Source organism: Pumilibacter intestinalis, from assembly GCF_943193005.1.
Taxonomy (GTDB): Bacteria; Bacillota; Clostridia; order Christensenellales; family Pumilibacteraceae; genus Pumilibacter; species Pumilibacter intestinalis.
In genome coordinates, this window is record NZ_CALPCH010000003.1 from 1 (window position 1) to 20116 (window position 20116).

Genomic DNA, 20116 nt, shown 5'->3' on the forward strand with positions numbered 1-20116 from the left:
TGCCCGCACGGGAGCGTACTTTGAGGTACGTGACCACGTGGGCACAAGCACGTAGTGCGCAGATGTGCCGCTATACGCCCGCCGAGATTAGTCGAGTTCGAATGCGCCCGTATAAAGCTGATAATATTTGCCCTTTTGAGCGATTAGCTCGCGGTGATTGCCGCGCTCTATTATTTTGCCGTGCTCGAGTACCATTATTACGTCGGCGGAACGCACGGTGCTTAGGCGGTGCGCTATTATAAACACCGTTCTGCCCTGCATAAGGCGGTTGCAACCCTCTTGCACTATGGCTTCGGTGCGCGTGTCTATACTGCTCGTCGCTTCGTCCATTATCATTACGGGCGCGTCGGCAACGGCGGCGCGGGCAATGCTCAAAAGCTGTCGCTGCCCCTGCGAAAGATTTGCGCCGTCGGCGGTGAGCATGGAGTCGTAGCCGTTCGGCAAGTGCATTATAAAGTCGTGCGCTCCCGCAAGCCGAGCCGCCGCTTCCACCTCTTCGTCGGTAGCGTCTAATCTACCGTAGCGAATGTTTTCGCGAACAGTGCCGGTAAACAGGTTGGTGTCTTGAAGCACCATGCCCAAACTGCGGCGCAGGTCGGCTTTTTTAATTTTGTTTATGTTTATGCCGTCGTAGCGTATTTTGCCGTCGGCAATATCGTAAAAGCGGTTGATTAAGTTTGTTATCGTGGTTTTGCCCGCGCCCGTAGAGCCCACGAAAGCCACGCGCTGACCGGGCTTTGCAAACACCGAAACTCCTTTGAGCACCGGCTTTTCGGGGTCGTAAGCAAAGTCTACGTCGTCGAGCAAAATATCCCCTTTCACCTCGGTGTAGGTTACGCTTCCGTCGGCGGAATGGGGATGCCGCCACGCCCACCTGCCCGTGCGCTCGGCTGTTTCGGTCACGTTGCCGTTTTCGTCGTATGCGGCGTTAACCAAAGTAACGTAGCCGTCGTCGGTTTCGGGCGTTTCGTCCAAAAGCGCGAACACCCTGCCCGCGCCCGCCACGGCTTGAGCTATGCCGCTCACCGTTTGCGCCATTTGCATTACGTTGTTTGTAAACGAGCGGCACATTGCCAAAAACGACACTATCACGCCGGGCGTAAGCGCGTTCCAACCCGTAAGACTCAAATTATTCAAATTTGCGAGTATCATTGCGCCGCCCGCAAACGCGAGTAGCACGTACAAAAGATTGCCTATGTTGCCCACAATCGGACCGAGCACGTTGGCGTAGCTGTTGGCTTTTTCCATGTAGACGTGCAGTTCGTCGTTTATTTTGTCGAAATCCTTTTTTACGGCGTCTTCGTGGCAGAACACTTTAACCACCTTCTGCCCGTTCATCATCTCCTCGATGTAGCCCTCGAATCTGCCGAACGCCTTTTGCTGTTTCACGAAATATCGCGCAGTGCCGCCGCCCACTATTTTGGTTACGAACACCATTATAATCGAGGTTACGAGCACTACGCCCGTGAGCCACACGCTGTAATAAAGCATAACTCCGAGGTAAGCGAGTATCATTACCGACGAGCAAACTATGCCGGGAATACACTGCGTTGCAAGCTGCATTATGGCGTCTACGTCGTTGGTGTACGTGCTCATTACGTCGCCGTGGGTGTGAGTGTCGAAATATTTTATGGGGAGCGACTGCATTTTGTTGAACATGTCTACTCGTATCTGCTTTAAGAACTTGTGCGAAATTATCGCCATAAGTTGGGTCTGCCCGTGCACGGCAAGCACCGCGAGCAAGAACGTGCCCGTCATTACGCCCGCGTATATCCACAGCTTGGGAAACAGCGAAGAGTATCCCGCAGTGAGCGCGGGAGTAATGCAATCGTCTATAATGCGCTGTAAAAACACCGAAGCCGACACGTGCGCGGCGGAGGCGAACAGCACGCAAACAAGCACGGCGATAAGCCGCCATTTATAGTGCGAAAACAGGTAACGAAGCAGTCTGCCCATTACCGGCTTGCGCCGTTCTTTAACGCTCGGTTTCATTCGTTGCCTCCTTCGCTCTCTCTGTTTTGCGACTCGTACACCTCGCGGTATATGTCATTGCTTGCAAGCAGTTGCTCGTGCGTCCCCACCGCGCTTATGCGCCCGTTGTCCAAAACCACAATGCGGTCGGCGTCCATTACGGAAGCGGTGCGTTGCGCGATTATTATCTTGGTTGTGCCGGGTATTTCCTCGCGGAAAGCCTTTCTTATCAGCGCGTCGGTGCGGGTATCAACCGCGCTCGTGCTGTCGTCGAGTATGAGAATTTTGGGCTTTTTGAGCAGTGCGCGGGCAATGGTGAGCCGCTGTTTTTGCCCGCCCGACACGTTTGTGCCGCCCTGCTCTATGTGCGTGTCGTAGCCGTCGGGGAACGAGCTTACGAATTCGTCGGCGCAGGCAAGCTCTGCCGCGCGTTTAATTTCCTCGTCGGTCGCGTTTTCGTCGCCCCACCGTAGATTTTGAGCGATAGTGCCCGAAAACAGCAAGTTCTTTTGCAAAACCATGGCAACGCTGTTTCTGAGCGTTTGGAGGTCGTACTCCCTAACGTCCGAGCCGCCCACCTTAACGCAACCCGAGTGCACGTCGTAAAGGCGGGGTATGAGTTGCACGAGCGAGGTTTTGCCGCTTCCAGTGCCGCCTATAATTCCCACCGTTTCGCCGCTTTTTATATGCAGGTCTATGTTTTCAAGAGCGTCGGCTTCGGCGTTTGCCGAATATTTGAAATTCACGCCGCAAAAATCTATCGAGCCGTCTTTCACCTCGGTAAGCGCGTTTTCGGGCGAAACAATATCGCTTTGCTCCTCGAGCACCGCCGCGATACGCTTTGCCGACGCGCTCGCCATAACTATCATAACGAGCACCTGCGCCAGCATCATGAGCGATGAAAGTATCTGCCCTATGTAAGTGAAGAGCGCGGCTATATCGCCGGTGGACAGCTCGCCCCATACGGGATTATTGTTCGAGTCGTAGCCGCCGAAAGTTTTCACGGTGATTATCGCGCCGAGCGTGCTCACGAGCACTATGGCGGTGAAAATGCAAAACCACTGCAACGGATTTGTGAGGTTTATTATGCGCTCCGCTTTGGTGAAAGTCTTTCTTATATCTTCCGCGCTGTGCTCGAACTTTTGCTTTTCGTGCTCTTCGCGCACGTAGGTTTTCACAACGCGCATGCCCTTTATGTTCTCTTGCACGGAGTCGTTGAGGGCGTCGTAGCGTTTGAACACTCCGTCGAACATGGGGTAAACTTTCACTATAAGCAAAGTCATGCCGAGCGCGAGCACGGGTATTATAGCCAAAAATACGAAGGTCATTTTAACGCTTATGGTAAACGACATGATAAGCGCGATAATAAGCATGAGCGGAAAGCGCACCGCCATGCGAATTATCATCATAAAGGCGTTTTTCACGTTGAAAACGTCTACCGTAAGGCGCGTAACAAGACTCGCGGACGAAAACTTATCCACGTTGCCGAACGAAAATTCCTGTATTTTATAGAAAAGGTCGTGCCGCAAATTGCGCGAAAAACCGCTCGAGGCGCGGGATGCGAACAGCCCCGATAGCGTGCCGCAAAGTAGCGAAACCATAGCCATTGCCACGAGTATCAAGCCGAGCTTTATTATAGGCGCAATGCTATTGCCGTAAAACGTGTCGAGCAACCTCGCCATCACGAGCGGAATAAGACATTCGAGCAAGACTTCGCCCGTCATAAACAGCGGCGTAAGCACCGAAGGGAGCTTGTATTGCCGTATGCTCCGCGATAATGTTTTTACCACCATAAGAAGTATTTCCTCCGAGTATTACTCAAGTATAAAAGAATAAAATTTTATTGTCAATCAAAAAAGCGGCGTATGAGCGCCGAATTTTCTCGCCGTTGTTGACATGTCCGCACTTATTTGTTATAATGGTTTTATGCAGGGTTACGACGCCAAATCCGTTGCGCTCGGCGCGGCGGCAAATCTACTTGCGGACGGCACGGCAACGCCCAAAAGCGCGGTTTCCGCCGCGATTTCTTTCCTTGTGGGAATGACCGACAAGGCTACTTTTATAAAGAAATGCGCCAAGTGCCCGCAATACGCAAAACTCGTTTTGCTCACCCAGCAAAAGCCCGCCGAGTTCGATTCCGACTCGTTTTGCGCTCTGCACAAAACTTTGTTCGAGCCGCGAGCCAAAGCGGGCGAATTTCGCACCGAAGAACTCATGCTCGCGGGCGGAAGTTGCACCGACTCCAAATTACTGCGCGGTTCGCTCAAAAACGCGCTCATTAAATTATCCGAGCTTCGCGGCGCACCCGAAACGGCAAAACCCGACTTTGCCGCGTCGCTCAGTTGCTTTGCCCGCGAACTCATAATTCTCTCGCCCTTTTCTTACGGCAACGGCGTTACCCGCCGCGCTTTTATTCAGAGTTTTGCGCTGAGCCGCGGATTTTTTCTCAACTATGCCGCGGTAAGCAAAAAGGAACTCGAGGAGGCGGAAAACCTCGCTTTTGCCGCCGACGACCCTCAGCAACTTTTTACCGCGCTCGTAAAGTGCCTAAACTACATAACAGAAAACACGGCTTCTAAAAGCAAGCCCAATAAATTCGCCCTCTCGAGCCGACACGTATCCGCGTTGCCGCCCAAATCCGCCCGCTCCTCGGTTGAAATAGCCGCGGCAAAGCCCGCCGCCCCTCAACCCGAACCGCGCCGCATTCCCCAACGCGAAAAACCCGACTCCAAAGCCGAAGCCTTACGCGAACTGCGCGAAATACAAAAATCTCTCGCCGCTCTCACCCAAAGAGTGACCGACGTTATAAAATCTCTCGAAAACGAGTAAGTAAGAAATATAAAAAGCCGCAACTGTGCGGCATAAAGTTTTACCCCCACCCGCGCATTTCCTGTCATATTTTGTCCCACTTTGCAATATAATCGGAATATGAGTAAAGTTTGGTACATAATGTTGCTGGGTTCGGTGTCGGCTTTGCTGTTCACTAATCCGGGGCAAGCGGTTACGGCAATGATAGCGGGCAGTCATGCAGCGGTAAAGCTCGCAATAGAGCTTGCCGCGCTATACGGTTTTTGGCTGGGCTTTTTCGGCATTCTCGAAAAAACGGGGATTGCCGATTTTTTGAGCAGACTGCTCCGCCCCGTGGTGAAATTTTTATTTCCGGGCATAAACGAAACGGGCAGGAAATACGTTACCATGAACATGGCGGCAAACCTTTTGGGACTGGGCAACGCCTCCACTCCCATGGCGATTAAAGCCATAAAGGAAATGGATACGGGCAGTACGCGGGCATCGCAAAACATGATAATGCTTACGGTGATATCGGCTACGAGTTTGCAACTTTTGCCCACCACCGTTATCGGATTGCGCGCCACTCACGGCTCGGCAAGTCCCGCCGATTTTTTGTTGCCCGCAACCGTTGCAACCGTGTTAAGCACCATAATAGGAATTACTTTGGTAAAACTTATAGGCTTGCTTTTTCGCAAACGCGGAGAAAACCGCGAACATAAAAAAGAAAAAGCGGCTTTGCAAGCTCCATGCAGGGGATTGCTTCGCGGCTCGCGCCGCTCGCAATGACAGGGGGCACGTACACTGTCATTGCGAGGAGCGTAGCGACGAAGCAATCTCAGACATGCGGACGGTGCAGTTACTATACTTGTTTCATGTATGAGATTGCCACGGGTGCAAGCACCCTCGCAATGACAGGATAACCCAACCGCTCGCAATGACGTTGTGACCCAAATGCCCTCGCAATGACACAATAAGGAAACAATAATGACCGAAATTATAATACCTCTTATATTCGTTACGGTGCTTGTGATTGCGGCGATACGCAAAAAAGACTCGTATTCCGCCTTCACCGAAGGAAGCCGCGGCGCGCTTTCGCTCATGGCGAACGTGTTCCCCTACCTACTCACGATAATGATGGCGGTGGAGGTTTTCAAACAAAGCGGGCTTAGTTTTTATTTATCCAAAGCCGTTTCGCCCGTTATGAACTTAATGGGCATACCGAGCGAACTCACCGAACTCATGCTCGTGCGACCGCTTTCGGGCGCGGGCGCGATAGGCATACTTGAAAAAGTATACTCAACTTACGGAGTGGACTCTTACATAGGCAGGTGCGCTTCGGTTATATACGGCTCGAGCGAAACTGTGTTTTACATTTCCACGATATATTTTTCGCAATCCAACGTAAAAAAGTTGGGGTACGCAATACCCGTTGCTCTTTTTGCCACGCTCGCGGGTTGCATTACGGGCTGTGCGATACTGCGGGTCATGTAATTGCTCCATGCAGGGGATTGCCGCGCTCGTAAACTCGCTCGCAATGACAGGGCATTAAAAAGCACAAAAAAACGACGGGGTAAATCCGTCGCTTTTCTTGTTTTATTATATTATTTTCTTTTATTAGTTCTTGAACATAAAAGTTGCAAGAGCGGCACCTGCGGCGGCTACAAGGCTGAATATGCCCGCCATAATCGCGCCGATACCCGGGGCAACGCTGCCGCCCGCTTTTTTCAAAGCGTCAACAACGGTATCCAAACCGTCGGCGCACATAGGATAAAAAGCGCCGAAGCAGAAGAACAATACGCCCGCTACCGCAAACGCCGCAAGCGCGATAAGCTTACCCAACTTAAGGTTAAGGAACGAAAGCACAACGCCCGCAATGCCTACGATTACGAGAACAAACGGCAAGAACATCATGAAGTTGAAATTCATACCCGTTTGAGTTCCGAACATAAGTTCGAAACCCGTGCCCGCCGATTCCGACGCCGACTTACCAAATATTTCGGGCGTGGTCAATGTTACGCCCGAGAGCAACATCATGAATATCGCCACAATGCCCAACAGCGCGGCAACACCCATTAAAATCTTGCCCAATCCAAGTTTACTTTTTGCCATGTTTTTACCTCCCAAATAAATATATATTTAATCGATACGCATATTTTACCCCCCCCCGCGCTTTCTGTCAAGCGTTTTGCACAGGGTGAACACTCGTATTTCATTTTTTCACAATATGCGGGTGCTTGTCATTGCGAGGAGCGTAGCCGACGAAGCAATCTCAGCCATGAGGACGGTGTAGTTACTGTACTTGTTCCATGCAGGGGATTGCCACGGGCATAAATGCCCTCGCAATGACAGAAAGGAGAAAGTACGCTCGCAATGACATGGGAAACCGTAGGAGATTGCCTCATGAAATCGTTGCGCAGACAAAGGGACGGAGAACGCTTGACATTCCGTTTCCTTTGCTGTATAATTTGCGTATGGCGAGAAAAGCGAGGGTGAAAAGCGAAAGCGGAATGTATCATATCGTGCTAAAAGGCAACGATAAACTTTTGTTTGCCGAAGACGACGATTACCGCCATTTTCTTTTGCTTCTCTCTAAAATATGCGAACGCGACCTTTTGGAGTGCTACGCCTACTGTCTGTTTTCGGAAACGGCGCATCTTGCCGTAAAAGAGGGATTGCGCCCTATCGGCGAGTCGATAAAGTCGCTCGTGTCGGCGTATGCGGTGCGTTGCAACGAAAAATACGCCAGAGCGGGCAAATTATTTTACGACCGCTATATAAGCGAGCCGATAGAAACCGACGAAGAACTCACCGACGCGGTGCGATTTATTCACGCGTTGCCCAAAGCGCACGGCGAGGACGCAACATATATATATTCGAGTTACGGCAACTACGTGAATAAAAAAGGGCTTAGGAGCGACTCGCTCATGCTTTTATTCGACGACAGCGTGGTGCGCTTTCGGGAAGAAATGGAAATTGCGCCCGAGCACGCTTTTGCCTCGGGCGAAAAGAAAGTTACGCTTTCGGACGCGCAAGTGGTAGCTCTCGTGCGCCGCATGACGGGAAGCATGACGGCAAAAGAAGCCGAGCGGATAACTTTGCCCATACTCGGCGAACTTAGTTACAATCTTTGCCGCGAGGGCGCGAGCATACGGCAACTTTCGCGGGTGTTGCAGGTGAGCAAGAGCGCGGTGGAACGCGCCCTTAAGATACACGCGGAAAATTCGGCAAATTCGGAAGAATAGGTTTCTCATGCAGGGGATTGCTTCGGGGCAAGCCCCTCGCAATGACGGGCAACCATGTCATTGCGAGCGAACGCAGTGAGCGCGGCAATCTCCCGCATGATACAGGCACAACAATGGACTTAAATATACAAAACTGTAAGATTTGCCCGAGGGAGTGCGGAGCAAACCGAACGAAAACGCAAGGCGCATGCGGGGCGGACGAACATATGCGCGTTGCCAAAATTATGTTGCACCGTTACGAAGAGCCGCCCATATCGGGCACGAAAGGAAGCGGCGCGATATTTTTTTGCGGCTGTTCTCTGCGTTGCGGATACTGCCAAAACGCCGAGATATCGCGCGGAAAAATCGCGGGCGAAATATATTCGCCGAGCAGACTTGCCGCCGCCGCGCTCCAACTCCAAAGCGCGGGAGCGCACAACATAAATCTAATAACCGCGGGTCACTATCTTCCCCGAGTAAAAGAATTTTTGAGTATCGCAAAGCCCAAATTGCATATCCCCGTAGTGTATAACAGTTCGGGGTACGAAAAAGCCGAGGCGGTACGCGAGCTTAACGGACTTGTGGATATCTACTTGCCCGACTACAAATACGTTAGCGCGGACGCGGCGCAAAAATACTCCGCCGCCGCCGACTATCCCGAAATCGCGGAAAAAGCCATAGCCGAAATGGTTGCGCAAACGGGCGAATATAAAGAAAAAGACGGACTCGCCGTGAAAGGCACGGTAATCCGTCATTTGGTTTTGCCCTCTCTCTCGAAAGACGGCGTTTTAATCATGCAACGCATCTCGGCGCTGTTTCCCGCCGCCCGCGTGAGCGTTATGAGTCAGTACACTCCCTCTTTCAATCGCACGGACTACGGCGAACTCAATCGCAAAGTTACCGCAATGGAATACAACCGCGTTTTACGCGCCGCGCAACAACTCAATCTCGACGGCTTTATGCAGTCGCGCGACTCGGCTTCGGATTTTTATACTCCCGAGTTTTAGCGCATTACTGCCGTTTTCTTCCGCGCTTTTTCTTTGCGGGCGTTTCCGCGGGCGCGGGGAGTTCGTCGGTTTCTGCGGGAGTTGCGGCGGAGAGCTCGAACCAAAATTCGGTTCCCTCGCCGAGGCGCGACGATACTCCGAACTCCGCTTTATGCAACGTGAGTATATTTTTTACTATGCTTAAGCCCAGTCCGCTCCCCACCACCGCGCGTTTGCTCTGGTTCGCGCGATAGTAGCGGTCCCACACTTTATCCAAATCTTCGGGGGCTATGCCCGAGCCGTAATCGCGCACCGACGCGCGCACTTTGTTTTCAACGCGGGAAACTCGGATATCCACCGTCTTGTTGCCTGTGTAGCTCACCGCGTTGCCTATAAGATTGTATATAACCTGCTCTATGCGCTTGCTGTCGCAGTAAGCGAAACAGTCTTCGTCCGCTTCGAAACGGAACGTGTAACCGTCGCGCTCCGAATATACGCTGAAACGCTCCACCACCATCTTGGCGAGCACGCGCAAGTCGGTTGACCGCAGTTCGAGCGCGTCCGTGCCCGATTGCAACTTGCTTAGGTTCAAAATATCGTTTACGAGCCCCGTCAAGCGGTCGGCTTCGTCTATTATAACCTGACTGTGTTGGTTGCGCTTCAGTTCGTCGCTGCCCGAAATATCGCGTATCATTTCGGCGTAGGCTTTCACCATGGTGAGCGGCGTGCGCAAATCGTGCCCCACGTTAGCCAAAAAGTCGCGCCTTAACTGCTCGGTCTTGCCGAATTCCACCGTTGCGGTGTTGAGAGTGTCGGCGAGGTTTTCTATCTCGGTGTAGCCGTTGCCCTTAAAGCGCACGCTGTAGTCGCCCGCGCTCAACTTTTTCGCCACTCGCGAAAACTCGGTTATGGGCTTAGTTATGCGGTCGGATATAAAGAACGACACAACCACGCTCGCAACCAAGCACACCACGGTAGCTATCAAAAACTGGTCCGCCATTACCGATATTGTGGACTCGAGCGGCTGATAAGGGGTGGTGAGGTAAAGATACCTGCCGTTTCCGTCTATGTTTACGCCGTACACGAAAAAGTCGCCGGGTTTGGTGTGCTGAATATACCCGATGCTTTCGTGAGAGGATACTCCCTCGTAAAATTCTTCCCAATTTACTATTATGTGGGGATTATCGGTTGCTATAAGCCCTTTGTCGGTAACGTCTTCGGCGTTGAACTGACTCGTTAAATACTCGGCTATGAATTTCAACTCCGACACGGGGCAACTCTCATACTTTTCGTGAACGCGGAAAACTATTATGTTAAGCCCGTTGTTCATTGCCGTTTTGTTCAAAAAATCCCTGTATTCGGGATTGCCCGCGTGCCCCGGATATCTCGCGGCGATTTCGTCGCCCAGCCGCTCCACCTCCTGCTTTTTCATGCTCTTATACGCGGACTTGAAAAACACGAGCTGAAACAGCCACAGCACAAAAAGCGAAAGCGCGGCGAGCAAGAAGAAATACGTCCAAGTCTGAAATCTTATAGACCTGTACGAACGCTTCTTTTCGGGTGCGACTGCCGCCGCCGTTACGTTGCTTTCCGCCCACTCGCTCGCGAGCGTCTTTTTCTCACGTTCGGAATTTCGCGTCATAATCCGAATATCACAGTTCCAATTTGTATCCCAAGCCGCGCAAAGTAACTATTTTTTCGCGGTACGGTCCGAGCGACGCTCGCAACATCTTTATGTGAGTGTCCACGGTGCGGTCGTCGCCGTAAAAATCGTAGCCCCACACCTCGGTAAGCAGTTTTTCGCGGGTTATGGCTATGCCCGCGTTTTCGGTAAGATAGAACAAAAGCTCGTACTCCTTCGGCGTCATATCCGCTTTCACTCCGTCTACGAACACGTTTCTGCCCGCTATGTCTATAGTGAGTCCGTCCGAAACTATCTTTTTGTTTTCGGCGCGTCTGCCGCGCTTGAGCACCGCGCCCACTCTCGCCATAACCTCTTTGGGCGAGAACGGTTTGGTTACGTAGTCGTCCGCCCCTATTTCGAAGCCGAACAACTTATCGTATTCTTCCACCCGTGCGCTGAGCATTATTACAGGCACGTCTTTTTCCTTGCGTATCTCTTTCACGGCGGAAAAACCGTCGAGCTTGGGCATCATTACGTCCATTATTACAAGGTCTACCTTGTTTTGCTTTGCCATGCGCACGGCTTCCATTCCGTCGCTCGCTTCCAAAACCTCGTACCTTTCGAACTCGGCGTACTCGCGCAATACTTTGCGAATGTTTTCTTCGTCGTCCGCTATGAGTATAATTGCCATGAGTTTTTCTCCTCTTCCGTTATTTTATCCATTTTACCAAACAATCGTTATACCCGTATTTATCCCATGTGACAAGTTTGTGAACTTTTTTGCAAAGTTATTATATCATCCCCCCCCGAAATATGCAAGCGAATACCGGCATTTGTCTGTCCCCCCCCCTGTCATTGCGAGCGAGTGAAACGAGCGTGGCAATCTCAGCCTCCAAACCCGTACAGCCACTGCACTCGTTCCATGTAGGGGATTGCTTCGCTACGCTCGCAATGACGGGAAACCAAACATGTCATTGCGAGGGTGCTTGCACCCGTGGCAATCTCGTGCATGGAGCGGGTACAGGCACTTTTCCTTTCTCATGTAGGGGATTGCTTCGCTACGCTCGCAATGACGGGAAACCAAACATGTCATTGCGAGGGTGCTTGCACCCGCGGCAATCTCGTGCATGGAGCAAGTACGGTTGCTTTCCCTTTCTCATGCAGGGGATTGCTTCGCTACGCTCGCAATGACGGGAAACCAAACATGTCATTGCGAGGGTGCTTGCACCCGCGGCAATCTCCTACATGGAACTCGTTAGTTGCATTTCGTTTTCATATATGTTATAATAACGGCGAAGCTTTTGCGAGGTGAACCATATGGACGAAGACGAAAAGCGCGAGCAGTCCGCGGCGGCGCGGGTGGGCGTTGACTACGCGATAAAATTATCTTACGTTGCCGTAGACAAATCGGACCTGCCGAATAAGCGCGATATTATTTACAGTTTGGTTTGTTTCGGGTGCATGTTCGACGAAATTTACGCAACCGAACCCGACTCTATCGTAAAAAAATACGACTGCTTGAATTATCCCGAGCCAAAAAAAGCCGACCTGTACGAACTTGCCTACACGGTTGCTTCGCTCGAGTGCGACAGCGAAGCCCAACGCCGCGAACTCAAAAAGTCGTGGTATCTCACTTTCGCGTACGTGCTTTTATCCGAAGCACCGCACTCGCCCGAAATTTTTGCGGCGATGCAAAAACTGCTGTGCCGCGAAGACGTTTTCAAAGACGTGCTCGAGTCGCGTTTCAGCGTGTACGTGCCGCCCACCAAAGAGGAACTTGCGGCGCAGGGCACGCCCGACGTTCTCGCGGAGTGGTACTCGCCCTATCTCGACTACTGCGCCGAGCGCGACGAAAACGGCGTAACCCGCGAAACTCGCGAGTGCAAGCGGCTGTTGGCTCTCGGCGATTTCAACAACGCCCTCATGCGTTCCGAAAGGTTGCTCGCCGCCTTCCCCGACGATTTCCAAATTGCCATAACAGATATAGCGGCAAGGGTGTCGCTCTCGGGCGCGGCAAACAAGCAGTCGCGCGAAACGCTCTTGAAAGACACTCTTTCGCTTATAGACGATTATATAGATATAGCCGAGGGTCAGTATTTCCGCTACTATCGCGGGCTTACTCTTTTGGGGCTTATGGACACGGTGGGCGCACGGGCGGAGTTCGAGTCCTGCCTTGCCGCCGAACCGAATTTCGAGCTTGCGGCACTCATGCTCAAGGGCATGGACAAATACGAAAAATAGCTTTTCAAACTCAATAAAAAGGAGAACACGGTTATGGACGAATTCGAAATAGAAGACGGATTGCTTATAAAATACCGCGGCAACGACGCGAGCGTAATAATTCCCGACGGCGTAATCGAAATACAGGATTTTGCTTTTTATAACAACGAGCGACTCACGAGCGTGAAAATGCCGCAAAGCGTGGTAAAGATTTGCGACAGCGCGTTTTACGGGTGCGAAAATCTCAAAAACGTGCAATTTTCCCAAAACCTCGAGGAGATAGCGGACGACGCGTTCGGAAACTGCAAAAGCATAGAGTCGCTTATGCTTCCGCCGTTGCTCAAAACAATAGGATACTCGGCTTTTTACGGGTGCGCAATAAGCGAACTCGTAATTCCCGACTCGGTGGAAGAAATAGGCGACGAAGCGTTTTCGTTTTGCGAAAATCTCGAACGCGTAGCGGTGGGCAAAAACGTGTCCGAAATGGGCGGCGCACCGTTCGGTTACTGCGAAAAACTCAAAAAGATAGAAATACACCCCCAAAACGAAAATTTTGTTTTCAAGAGCGGCTGTCTTATAAACGCAGAAGAAAAGACTCTTTTGCAAACGCTCGAAGAATTCGAGATACCCGCCGACGGAAGCGTAACCGAGTTCGGCGAGGGCGCGTTCGCGGGGCACGACTCCCTGCGAAATTTCGAGGTGCCCGAATTTATCGCAAAGATACACAACGGCAGGGCGTTTGCCGACTGCCACAATCTGCGAAGGCTTACCGTTGCACGCGGCAACAGGCACTATTATTCGCATAACGACTGCATAATAGAGAAATCTTCGGGACGGCTGGTATTCGGACTTAACCCCGAAAACATACCCGATACCGACAGCGTAAAAACAATCGGCATGGGCGCGTTTCCCGAAACCTCGGGAGCAACGCGCATAACGCTTCCGCGCGGCGTGGAAGAAATCAGCGAGTTTGTGTTCTGTAATTTTACGGACCTTCGCTCCGTCACTCTGCCCGATTCGCTCAAAACGATTTGCGACAATGCGTTCACGGGTTGCAAGAACTTGGAAACGGTGAATTTGGGCAACGGACTCAAAACCATAGGTCAGTGGGCTTTTTCGGAATGCACAAGTCTTAAAGAAATAGAGTTCCCCGAAAGTCTTGAAAAAATAGGCGCGTACGCGTTCGAAAACGTGCCGCTCGAAAAGGCGATATTCCGCGCGCCGAAAAATTGGATAGCCTACGCTTGGAAAAAAGCTCCGTGCAAGCCTAAATTCAAAAAACCTAAAATCGCCGCCGAAATACTTGCGGCTCACAAAATCGAAACTTATTTCGAACGCAAGGCGGAAAAGTAACGAAACAGACCGAATAAGAGGAATACGCGCACAATCGCCGCGTATCGCTTGCCAAATTCGGCAAATTCGTATATAATACTAAAGATTTATGTGCAACGAAAACGAACGTGCAGAAAGAAAAAAACTCGCGATAAAGTATTTTATGTTCGCGATTATAGCATTTGCCGGTATTTACGCGGTGCAGATTTTCCATTTGTTCGAACTGCTTTTCCAACCCGTATATCGCGGCAACATTTCAACGGTGGTATACTGCGCGATAACGGTGGCGGTGTGGATACCGTTTATCATACTCTTGCGCAAATTCGTGCTCAAGCACACAGGCTACAAGCTGTTTAACCGCGAAAATCCCCCCATTCCCTTTAAGCGGGCTTGCATAATTTACGCCTGCGTTTTCGTTCCCATCTTTATAATATCGGCGTGCCTCGGGTTCGAGCTAAAAATAGTTTACGAACTCGGCAAGCGCGTAACGCAGTTGCAGATAATCAAAAACGCGTCTTTGTACGCTCAAGGTTGCGTTGAACTGATACTCGCGCTCGTTTGTTTGGAGCTTGTGCAAGAGGGCATGGAACTGTTATATCGCGGCAAGCACGCGAATATCATTCCTTGGGGCGGCATTGCGCTCGCGCTTACATACGGTTTCGCCGAGGTGCTCGTAGCATACTTAAGCGGCGCAAACGTACTGTTCGCCTGGCTCAACATTGCCTTTTTCCTGCTTTACGGCGTGATATACCTTCTGAGCAAAAAGAGTTTTTCCATAACCTTGTTTGCGGCAATCATGATATATCTTTTGTAAGAGAATAAAAAATGAAACAAAAACTTTGGCGGTTTTTCCGCACGAACTACATTATTTGGTGCTATTGGGCGGTGATGCTCTCCATAGAGCTTACCGGGGTTTGCGTTACGAGCGGTAAGTTTTATATCCGAAACCCGCTCATGTTCTTTTCGCTCATAGGAATTTTCACCGCCGTTTTGTTTTCGATAAAAAACCAAAAGGGCAGATACTGGTGCGCGTTCGTGCTCGCCCTCGTGCTTTTCGTTGTGGATTTGGTGTTTATAGTCATATTCGATATGACGGGCACTACCTTCGACTTTGCCATGCTTCAGCTAAGAGGCGACGCCATGACCATAGTCGAAAAACTGCAAGTGGATTTCGTGTTCGTGCTCGTTTCGGGACTTATCATAAGCGCGTACATGGTGCTCGCTCACTATTATTTGGAGCGCGCGCCCAAGCCCGAGCGCATAATGCCTCGAGGTGCGATTGCCGCCGTTATGGCGGCGGTGCTCGTGTTCCACGGCGGCATGGCTTATTTCGATAACCGCAACTACGACCCGTCCGACCTTTCCTATCTGCTTTACACGGGCGACGAAGGCACTTACACCGACCGCGGCATACTCGGCAATTTCGTAGACGAGCTGTATAAAGGCGCGTTTTTCAACAGAGTTCAGCTCGGCGACCCCGCGGACGTGGAAAACGAGATATACAAAACCGTAAACGACCCCACAAAAAGCAAGCTTATATTTAATCCCGCAGACGGAGAAAAAGAGGTGTTCGGCGCGGCGAAAGATTTCAACGTGATTACCATACTCGCCGAGAGTTTCGAGTGGTACGGCTTTATGGCGGAAGCTCCCTACGCGGTTGAAAACGCTTTCCCCAAAGGTTTTAATTACTCGTTCGCCGAAGAGTCTGCGCCCGAAAAAACCGACTCCGCGAAAATAAGCCAAATTTTGCAAGACCTGTACCCCAATCTTTACAAACTTTACAACACGAGCGTGGTGGGGTTAAATCACCACTCGCGCGAGAAAACGGACGTTTCGGAAAATCATTCCATAATAGGCAACTACCCCACGGGCAGTCTTATAAACTACGACTATAACGAGAACACAATCCCCTACTCCGTGCCCAACGTGCTCGGGACTTTGGACGAAGATATAATTTCGCGCTCGTATCACAACGGCAACTACACGTTTTACAATCGCGGAGAGTTCCACAAAAACGTGCTCGGGTTTGAAAAATTCACCGCCATAGAGCAAATGATAGAACTCGACAAAGAGAAAAACGACGGAGCCGTATTCGAAGGCAAGGGCGCGGACGCCTGGTCTAAAAACGAACATAACCTCGACTCCGATATGATTGAGGTATGCAAAGAGGAAATGTTCCCCGCAGACCGCAGGTTTAACACCTACATCACCACGATTGCCATGCACGGGCAATACGACTACCGCGACAACCTCGTTCCCTACTACAAAGAACTTATCGAGGCGGGCATAGCCGATGTTTACATTAAAGACAGCTACGTAGAACCCGATTTCGACAAATTGCTTGCCGGAAAAGAGCTGTCCGAAGAAGAAAAAGAAGAGGCAAAAGCCGAGCTTGTAATGAAAGCCAAAATAGCCGCGCTCAAAAAGGACAGTCCCGACCCGTTTATTCACTACGCCGCCGCCGCAATAGACACCGACCGCGCCATAGGCAAGCTTATGGACTATCTCGAAAACACGGTAAGCGAAATCACGGGCGAGCCGCTTATAAACAACACTCTGATAGTAATGTTCGGCGACCACAACGCCTATTACCAAGGTTTGGGCGAAACGGTGAAAGACCTTTCGGAATACAACCCCGAACGCAACTACACCGACCTCTTCCGCGTTCCGCTCATGGTGCACGTGGGAAATCAAACCCTGCAAATTCCCATAAACAAATTTACATGCACGGTAGATATCGTTCCCACCATATTCGACCTTTTGGGAATTAACTATTACAACAACTTAAACTACGGCTCGAGCATATTCGGCGAAAACGTGAGCATGCTTTATTCGCGCTCATACAACAACTTTATCACCGACAAGTTATTTTTCACCTCTATAAACAACATTCGCTACAAAACGCCCGACGCCACCCAAGCCGACGTAGACAAAGCGGAAAAAGACGCGCTCGCCCTTTTGGAAAAGACGAGCTACGTAAACAAAATCTTCTATCACGACTTTTTGAGCGGCTCCCGCGCCCAAACATATTATCAAAAACTGAAAGAACTGAATTAGTTCCTAATGCAGGAGATTGCCACGGGCGTAAACGCCCTCGCAATGACGTTTTTTACCTGTCATTGCAAGCGAACGCAGTGAGCAGCCCAATCTCAACCGTCGGAAAGCGGCAACGGTTGTTGCTCTTTTAGCGTTTCGTTGCTCGGGCCGCCGAGCGGGAGTTCGTTCGAGTCTTTTTTGAAGAGCAGTTTTAAGAGTATGGGGGTTACGAGCGAAGATATTATAACGAGCATAATAACGGGCGCTACGTAAATCTCGTCTAAAAGTCCCGCCGTAATTCCCTTTTGGGCGACTATGAGCGCAACCTCGCCGCGAGCCATCATGCCCACGCCTATTTGGAGCGACTCGCGCCAGGAGAATTTGCACGCTTTCGCCGCCGCGCCGCAACCTATTATCTTTCCGCCCATGCCCGCGAGCACGAACAGCAGGCAGAACAAAAGAATTTGCGGCACGAAACCCGAAAAGTCGGTTTTAATCCCTATGTTTGCAAAAAAGACGGGCGCGAAAATCATATACGTGTTTACGTCCACTTTGCGTTCTATGTAGCCCGTTTCGCGCGTGTTCGACAGCAATATGCCCGCAAGGTACGCGCCCGTTATATCGGCTATTCCGAAAAAGTGTTCGGCGCAAAAGGCGTACACAAAGCACATAACGAGTCCGAATATGGGCACTCTGCGGCGGTGCGGATATTTCTTTTCGAGCCAACGAAAAAGATAGTTGAGACCCACTCCGAGCGCAATGCCTATTATGAAGAACAGGGCGGTTTTCACGAGCACCATATACGGCTTGGTTTCGCCCGGATTTTTCATGCCTATAACGAACGTAAGGACTATTATGCCTATTACGTCGTCTATAATCGCCGCCGAGAGTATCACGGTGCCCGTCTTGCCTTTGAGTTTGCCCAACTCTCGGAGCGTTTCAACGGTAATGGACACGCTCGTAGCGGTAAGAATAACGCCTATAAACACGCACTTGAGCACGTTATGAGTGTCCGAAACGCCAAAGAACGGCACGGCGATGCCGAAGCCGAGCGCGAGCGGCACGCCCACGCCGAGCAGAGCCACGAAACCCGCTTTGAGTCCGCAATTTTTAAGCTCGTGCAAATCGGTTTCGAGTCCCGCGCTGAACATAATCATTATAACGCCGAGTTCGGCTATTACGTTCAAAAAGTCGGTAGAGCGAACGAGCGTAAACTTACCGCCCGTCATGGGAAACCAAATAGCGGGTCCTATGAGTATACCCGCAATGAGCGCGCCCACCACCTGCGGAAGCCCGAACTTTTTCATTACGAGCCCCAGCACTTTGGTGACGAACAGTATTATAGCCAAATCAAGTAAAAATCTATAGTCCATTTTTTTTAATTCTCGGATAGTTATTATATTTTCCTAACTATCTTTAGTCCTCGCGTTTTTTATTTCTCGGATAGCCGAACTGCCCGAAAATGCGCCATGCGCGGCTACATTATAATACCGATTTTCGCTTTTGTCAAGCGTTGACCGCCGCGAAAATAAATGTTATACTGTATATGCAATGAAAGCAGATATACAAACCGTAAACGCGCAATTTTCGGCGCGAATGCAAAAATTGCTCGGGGAGAGCGACTATAAAAGATATCTTGCCGCGCTCGGCGAGCCGCCCGAAAGAATTGCAAGGAAAAACCCGCTCAAGTCGGTATCCGACGAACTGATATATAGCGAACTCGGCGGCTATCCCATGCTGCCCGCGAGCGCAAAGCCGGGCAAAGGCGCGTTGCACGCCGCGGGAGCATATTATGTACAAGAACCAGCGGCGGCGGCGGTGTCGCGCATGATAATACCGTTTGTGCCCGAGCGGGCGAACGTGCTCGATATGTGCGCCGCGCCGGGCGGCAAAACCACCGCGCTTGCGGCGGCACGCCCCGACTGCCGCGTGCTCGCAAACGAAATCGTTTTCTCCCGTGCCAAAATACTGTTATCAAACATAGAGCGCATGGGACTGCGCAACTGCACGGTAACCTCCTTGCGCCCCGACGAAATTTCGCGCCGCGGCGAAAACCTTTTCGACGCGGTGATTGCCGACGTGCCCTGCTCGGGCGAAGGCATGCTCAGAAAGACCGAATTCGGGTCCGCCGACCTTAGCGACGAATGCGTGCTCGCCTGCGCGGCGCGTTCGCAAAAAATACTCGACGAGTGCGACAAGTGCCTGCGCCCGGGCGGCGTTCTGCTCTTTTCCACCTGCACTTTTAATCTCGAAGAAAACGAAAACCGCGTTTTCGCCCTCATGAACGAAAAAGGCTACGAGCCTATAGAGCCTACAAAGCGCCCCGCCGATTCGCGGAGTGGATTCAATCTGCCCCAAGCGGTTAGGTTTTTTCCGCAAGACGGCGGCGGCGAAGGGCACTTTGCCTGTCTGCTCAAAAAGCCCGACGGTATCGCGCCCGCAAGCAAGCGGCAAAAATCCGAAAAACGCAACTCGAACAACAAGCGAGTTGCCGCCGCGCTCGACCTATGCCAAAAAATCACGCTCGAACGCTTTAACCCGCAACGCGTAATACTTCTCGGCGACGGTTGCGAATATATTTCCGAAGATTACCCGTACTACGCTTTCCCCGCTTTGAGAAGGGGCATGCGCATGGCGGACTTTGTGAACGAGCGGGCTGTGCCGCACCACCATTTCGCCGCGGCGGCAAACGCGGAACTCGCTCTATTCTCGCCCGATTACGCGCCCGATTCGCCGCAAATAGCCGCTTATTTATCGGGCAACGAATTCGACTGCAATCAAAAAGACGGCTTTCGTATTTTGAAAGTCGCCTCTATACCTCTCGGTTTTATAAAAATATCGGACGGCGCGGCAAAGAACAAATATCCCAAAGGCTTGCGGGTTTTTTAGTGCCCTCGCAATGACGTGGTTAGCCGCATGGGATTGCCGCGCTCGTA

General features: G+C 51.2%; 16 protein-coding genes. 10 read left to right on the forward strand and 6 right to left on the reverse strand.

Going from position 1 to position 20116, the window contains the following annotated elements:
• Positions 1–87: 87 nt before the first annotated feature.
• Both NFR55_RS01920 and NFR55_RS01925 read right to left on the reverse strand, forming a co-directional pair.
• The gene (locus tag NFR55_RS01920; protein WP_251545687.1) at positions 88–1992 is read right to left on the reverse strand and encodes an ABC transporter ATP-binding protein; all 1905 of its coding nucleotides are present in this window, start codon (positions 1990–1992) and stop codon (positions 88–90) included.
• Positions 1989–3761, reverse strand: a complete 1773-nt coding sequence (locus tag NFR55_RS01925) for an ABC transporter ATP-binding protein (protein WP_251545961.1) — start codon at positions 3759–3761, stop codon at positions 1989–1991. The genes NFR55_RS01920 and NFR55_RS01925 overlap by 4 nt, the downstream gene beginning before the upstream one ends.
• A gap of 136 nt (positions 3762–3897) precedes the next feature.
• Between NFR55_RS01925 and NFR55_RS01930 the strand changes: the two genes are divergently transcribed.
• From NFR55_RS01930 to NFR55_RS01940, 3 genes are all read left to right on the forward strand, one after another.
• The gene (locus NFR55_RS01930; RefSeq protein WP_251545689.1) at positions 3898–4800 is read left to right on the forward strand and encodes a hypothetical protein; all 903 of its coding nucleotides are present in this window, start codon (positions 3898–3900) and stop codon (positions 4798–4800) included.
• A 99-nt stretch (positions 4801–4899) separates the two neighbouring features.
• Entirely contained in the window at positions 4900–5547 is a 648-nt protein-coding gene (locus tag NFR55_RS01935; protein WP_251545690.1) for a spore maturation protein A, read from the forward strand.
• A 198-nt stretch (positions 5548–5745) separates the two neighbouring features.
• The gene (locus NFR55_RS01940) at positions 5746–6252 is read left to right on the forward strand and encodes a nucleoside recognition domain-containing protein (RefSeq protein ID WP_251545691.1); all 507 of its coding nucleotides are present in this window, start codon (positions 5746–5748) and stop codon (positions 6250–6252) included.
• A gap of 123 nt (positions 6253–6375) precedes the next feature.
• Here the strand turns inward: NFR55_RS01940 and NFR55_RS01945 are convergent, their stop codons facing one another.
• Positions 6376–6870, reverse strand: coding sequence for a hypothetical protein (locus NFR55_RS01945; protein WP_251545692.1), 495 nt, complete (start codon positions 6868–6870; stop codon positions 6376–6378).
• A gap of 362 nt (positions 6871–7232) precedes the next feature.
• Between NFR55_RS01945 and NFR55_RS01950 the strand changes: the two genes are divergently transcribed.
• Positions 7233–8003 carry a hypothetical protein gene (locus NFR55_RS01950; RefSeq protein WP_251545694.1) on the forward strand — a complete coding sequence of 257 codons (771 nt, stop codon included), beginning with the start codon at positions 7233–7235 and terminating at the stop codon, positions 8001–8003.
• Positions 8004–8116: 113 nt separating this feature from the next.
• Complete coding sequence (locus NFR55_RS01955) at positions 8117–8989, forward strand: radical SAM protein (RefSeq protein ID WP_251545696.1); 873 nt, start codon at positions 8117–8119, stop codon at positions 8987–8989.
• 4 nt (positions 8990–8993) lie between these two features.
• On the opposite strand, the gene NFR55_RS01960 is transcribed toward NFR55_RS01955, so the two are convergent.
• Together NFR55_RS01960 and NFR55_RS01965 are read right to left on the reverse strand one after the other, a co-directional pair.
• The gene (locus NFR55_RS01960) at positions 8994–10610 is read right to left on the reverse strand and encodes a HAMP domain-containing sensor histidine kinase (RefSeq protein ID WP_251545698.1); all 1617 of its coding nucleotides are present in this window, start codon (positions 10608–10610) and stop codon (positions 8994–8996) included.
• Positions 10611–10620: 10 nt separating this feature from the next.
• Entirely contained in the window at positions 10621–11283 is a 663-nt protein-coding gene (locus NFR55_RS01965; protein ID WP_251545700.1) for a response regulator transcription factor, read from the reverse strand.
• A 626-nt stretch (positions 11284–11909) separates the two neighbouring features.
• On the opposite strand from NFR55_RS01965, the gene NFR55_RS01970 reads away from it, so the two are divergent.
• The 4 genes from NFR55_RS01970 (at position 11910) to NFR55_RS01985 (ending at position 17201) form a co-directional block, all read left to right on the forward strand.
• Positions 11910–12833, forward strand: coding sequence for a hypothetical protein (locus tag NFR55_RS01970; protein ID WP_251545701.1), 924 nt, complete (start codon positions 11910–11912; stop codon positions 12831–12833).
• Between the two features lie 33 nt (positions 12834–12866).
• Entirely contained in the window at positions 12867–14165 is a 1299-nt protein-coding gene (locus NFR55_RS01975; protein WP_251545704.1) for a leucine-rich repeat domain-containing protein, read from the forward strand.
• 88 nt (positions 14166–14253) lie between these two features.
• Complete coding sequence (locus NFR55_RS01980; protein WP_251545706.1) at positions 14254–14958, forward strand: hypothetical protein; 705 nt, start codon at positions 14254–14256, stop codon at positions 14956–14958.
• 11 nt (positions 14959–14969) lie between these two features.
• Complete coding sequence (locus NFR55_RS01985; RefSeq protein ID WP_251545708.1) at positions 14970–17201, forward strand: LTA synthase family protein; 2232 nt, start codon at positions 14970–14972, stop codon at positions 17199–17201.
• 92 nt (positions 17202–17293) lie between these two features.
• Here the strand turns inward: NFR55_RS01985 and NFR55_RS01990 are convergent, their stop codons facing one another.
• Positions 17294–18553 (reverse strand): cation:proton antiporter, encoded by a 1260-nt coding sequence (locus tag NFR55_RS01990; RefSeq protein ID WP_251545710.1) that lies wholly within the window; start codon positions 18551–18553, stop codon positions 17294–17296.
• A gap of 178 nt (positions 18554–18731) precedes the next feature.
• Between NFR55_RS01990 and NFR55_RS01995 the strand changes: the two genes are divergently transcribed.
• Complete coding sequence (locus NFR55_RS01995; RefSeq protein ID WP_251545712.1) at positions 18732–20069, forward strand: methyltransferase RsmF C-terminal domain-like protein; 1338 nt, start codon at positions 18732–18734, stop codon at positions 20067–20069.
• Positions 20070–20116: the final 47 nt, after the last annotated feature.

What these genes read in the sequence shown, in the direction of transcription:
- NFR55_RS01960 (WP_251545698.1), bottom strand. Translation starts at nt 10,610, where the DNA reads ATGACGCGAAATTCCGAACGTGAGAAAAAGACGCTCGCGAGCGAGTGG.
- NFR55_RS01975 (WP_251545704.1), top strand. Translation starts at nt 12,867, where the DNA reads ATGGACGAATTCGAAATAGAAGACGGATTGCTTATAAAATACCGCGGC.
- NFR55_RS01940 (WP_251545691.1), top strand. Translation starts at nt 5,746, where the DNA reads ATGACCGAAATTATAATACCTCTTATATTCGTTACGGTGCTTGTGATT.
- NFR55_RS01970 (WP_251545701.1), top strand. Translation starts at nt 11,910, where the DNA reads ATGGACGAAGACGAAAAGCGCGAGCAGTCCGCGGCGGCGCGGGTGGGC.
- NFR55_RS01950 (WP_251545694.1), top strand. Translation starts at nt 7,233, where the DNA reads ATGGCGAGAAAAGCGAGGGTGAAAAGCGAAAGCGGAATGTATCATATC.
- NFR55_RS01930 (WP_251545689.1), top strand. Translation starts at nt 3,898, where the DNA reads ATGCAGGGTTACGACGCCAAATCCGTTGCGCTCGGCGCGGCGGCAAAT.
- NFR55_RS01985 (WP_251545708.1), top strand. Translation starts at nt 14,970, where the DNA reads ATGAAACAAAAACTTTGGCGGTTTTTCCGCACGAACTACATTATTTGG.
- NFR55_RS01995 (WP_251545712.1), top strand. Translation starts at nt 18,732, where the DNA reads ATGAAAGCAGATATACAAACCGTAAACGCGCAATTTTCGGCGCGAATG.
- NFR55_RS01990 (WP_251545710.1), bottom strand. Translation starts at nt 18,553, where the DNA reads ATGGACTATAGATTTTTACTTGATTTGGCTATAATACTGTTCGTCACC.
- NFR55_RS01980 (WP_251545706.1), top strand. Translation starts at nt 14,254, where the DNA reads ATGTGCAACGAAAACGAACGTGCAGAAAGAAAAAAACTCGCGATAAAG.
- NFR55_RS01920 (WP_251545687.1), bottom strand. Translation starts at nt 1,992, where the DNA reads ATGAAACCGAGCGTTAAAGAACGGCGCAAGCCGGTAATGGGCAGACTG.
- NFR55_RS01955 (WP_251545696.1), top strand. Translation starts at nt 8,117, where the DNA reads ATGGACTTAAATATACAAAACTGTAAGATTTGCCCGAGGGAGTGCGGA.
- NFR55_RS01965 (WP_251545700.1), bottom strand. Translation starts at nt 11,283, where the DNA reads ATGGCAATTATACTCATAGCGGACGACGAAGAAAACATTCGCAAAGTA.
- NFR55_RS01945 (WP_251545692.1), bottom strand. Translation starts at nt 6,870, where the DNA reads ATGGCAAAAAGTAAACTTGGATTGGGCAAGATTTTAATGGGTGTTGCC.
- NFR55_RS01935 (WP_251545690.1), top strand. Translation starts at nt 4,900, where the DNA reads ATGAGTAAAGTTTGGTACATAATGTTGCTGGGTTCGGTGTCGGCTTTG.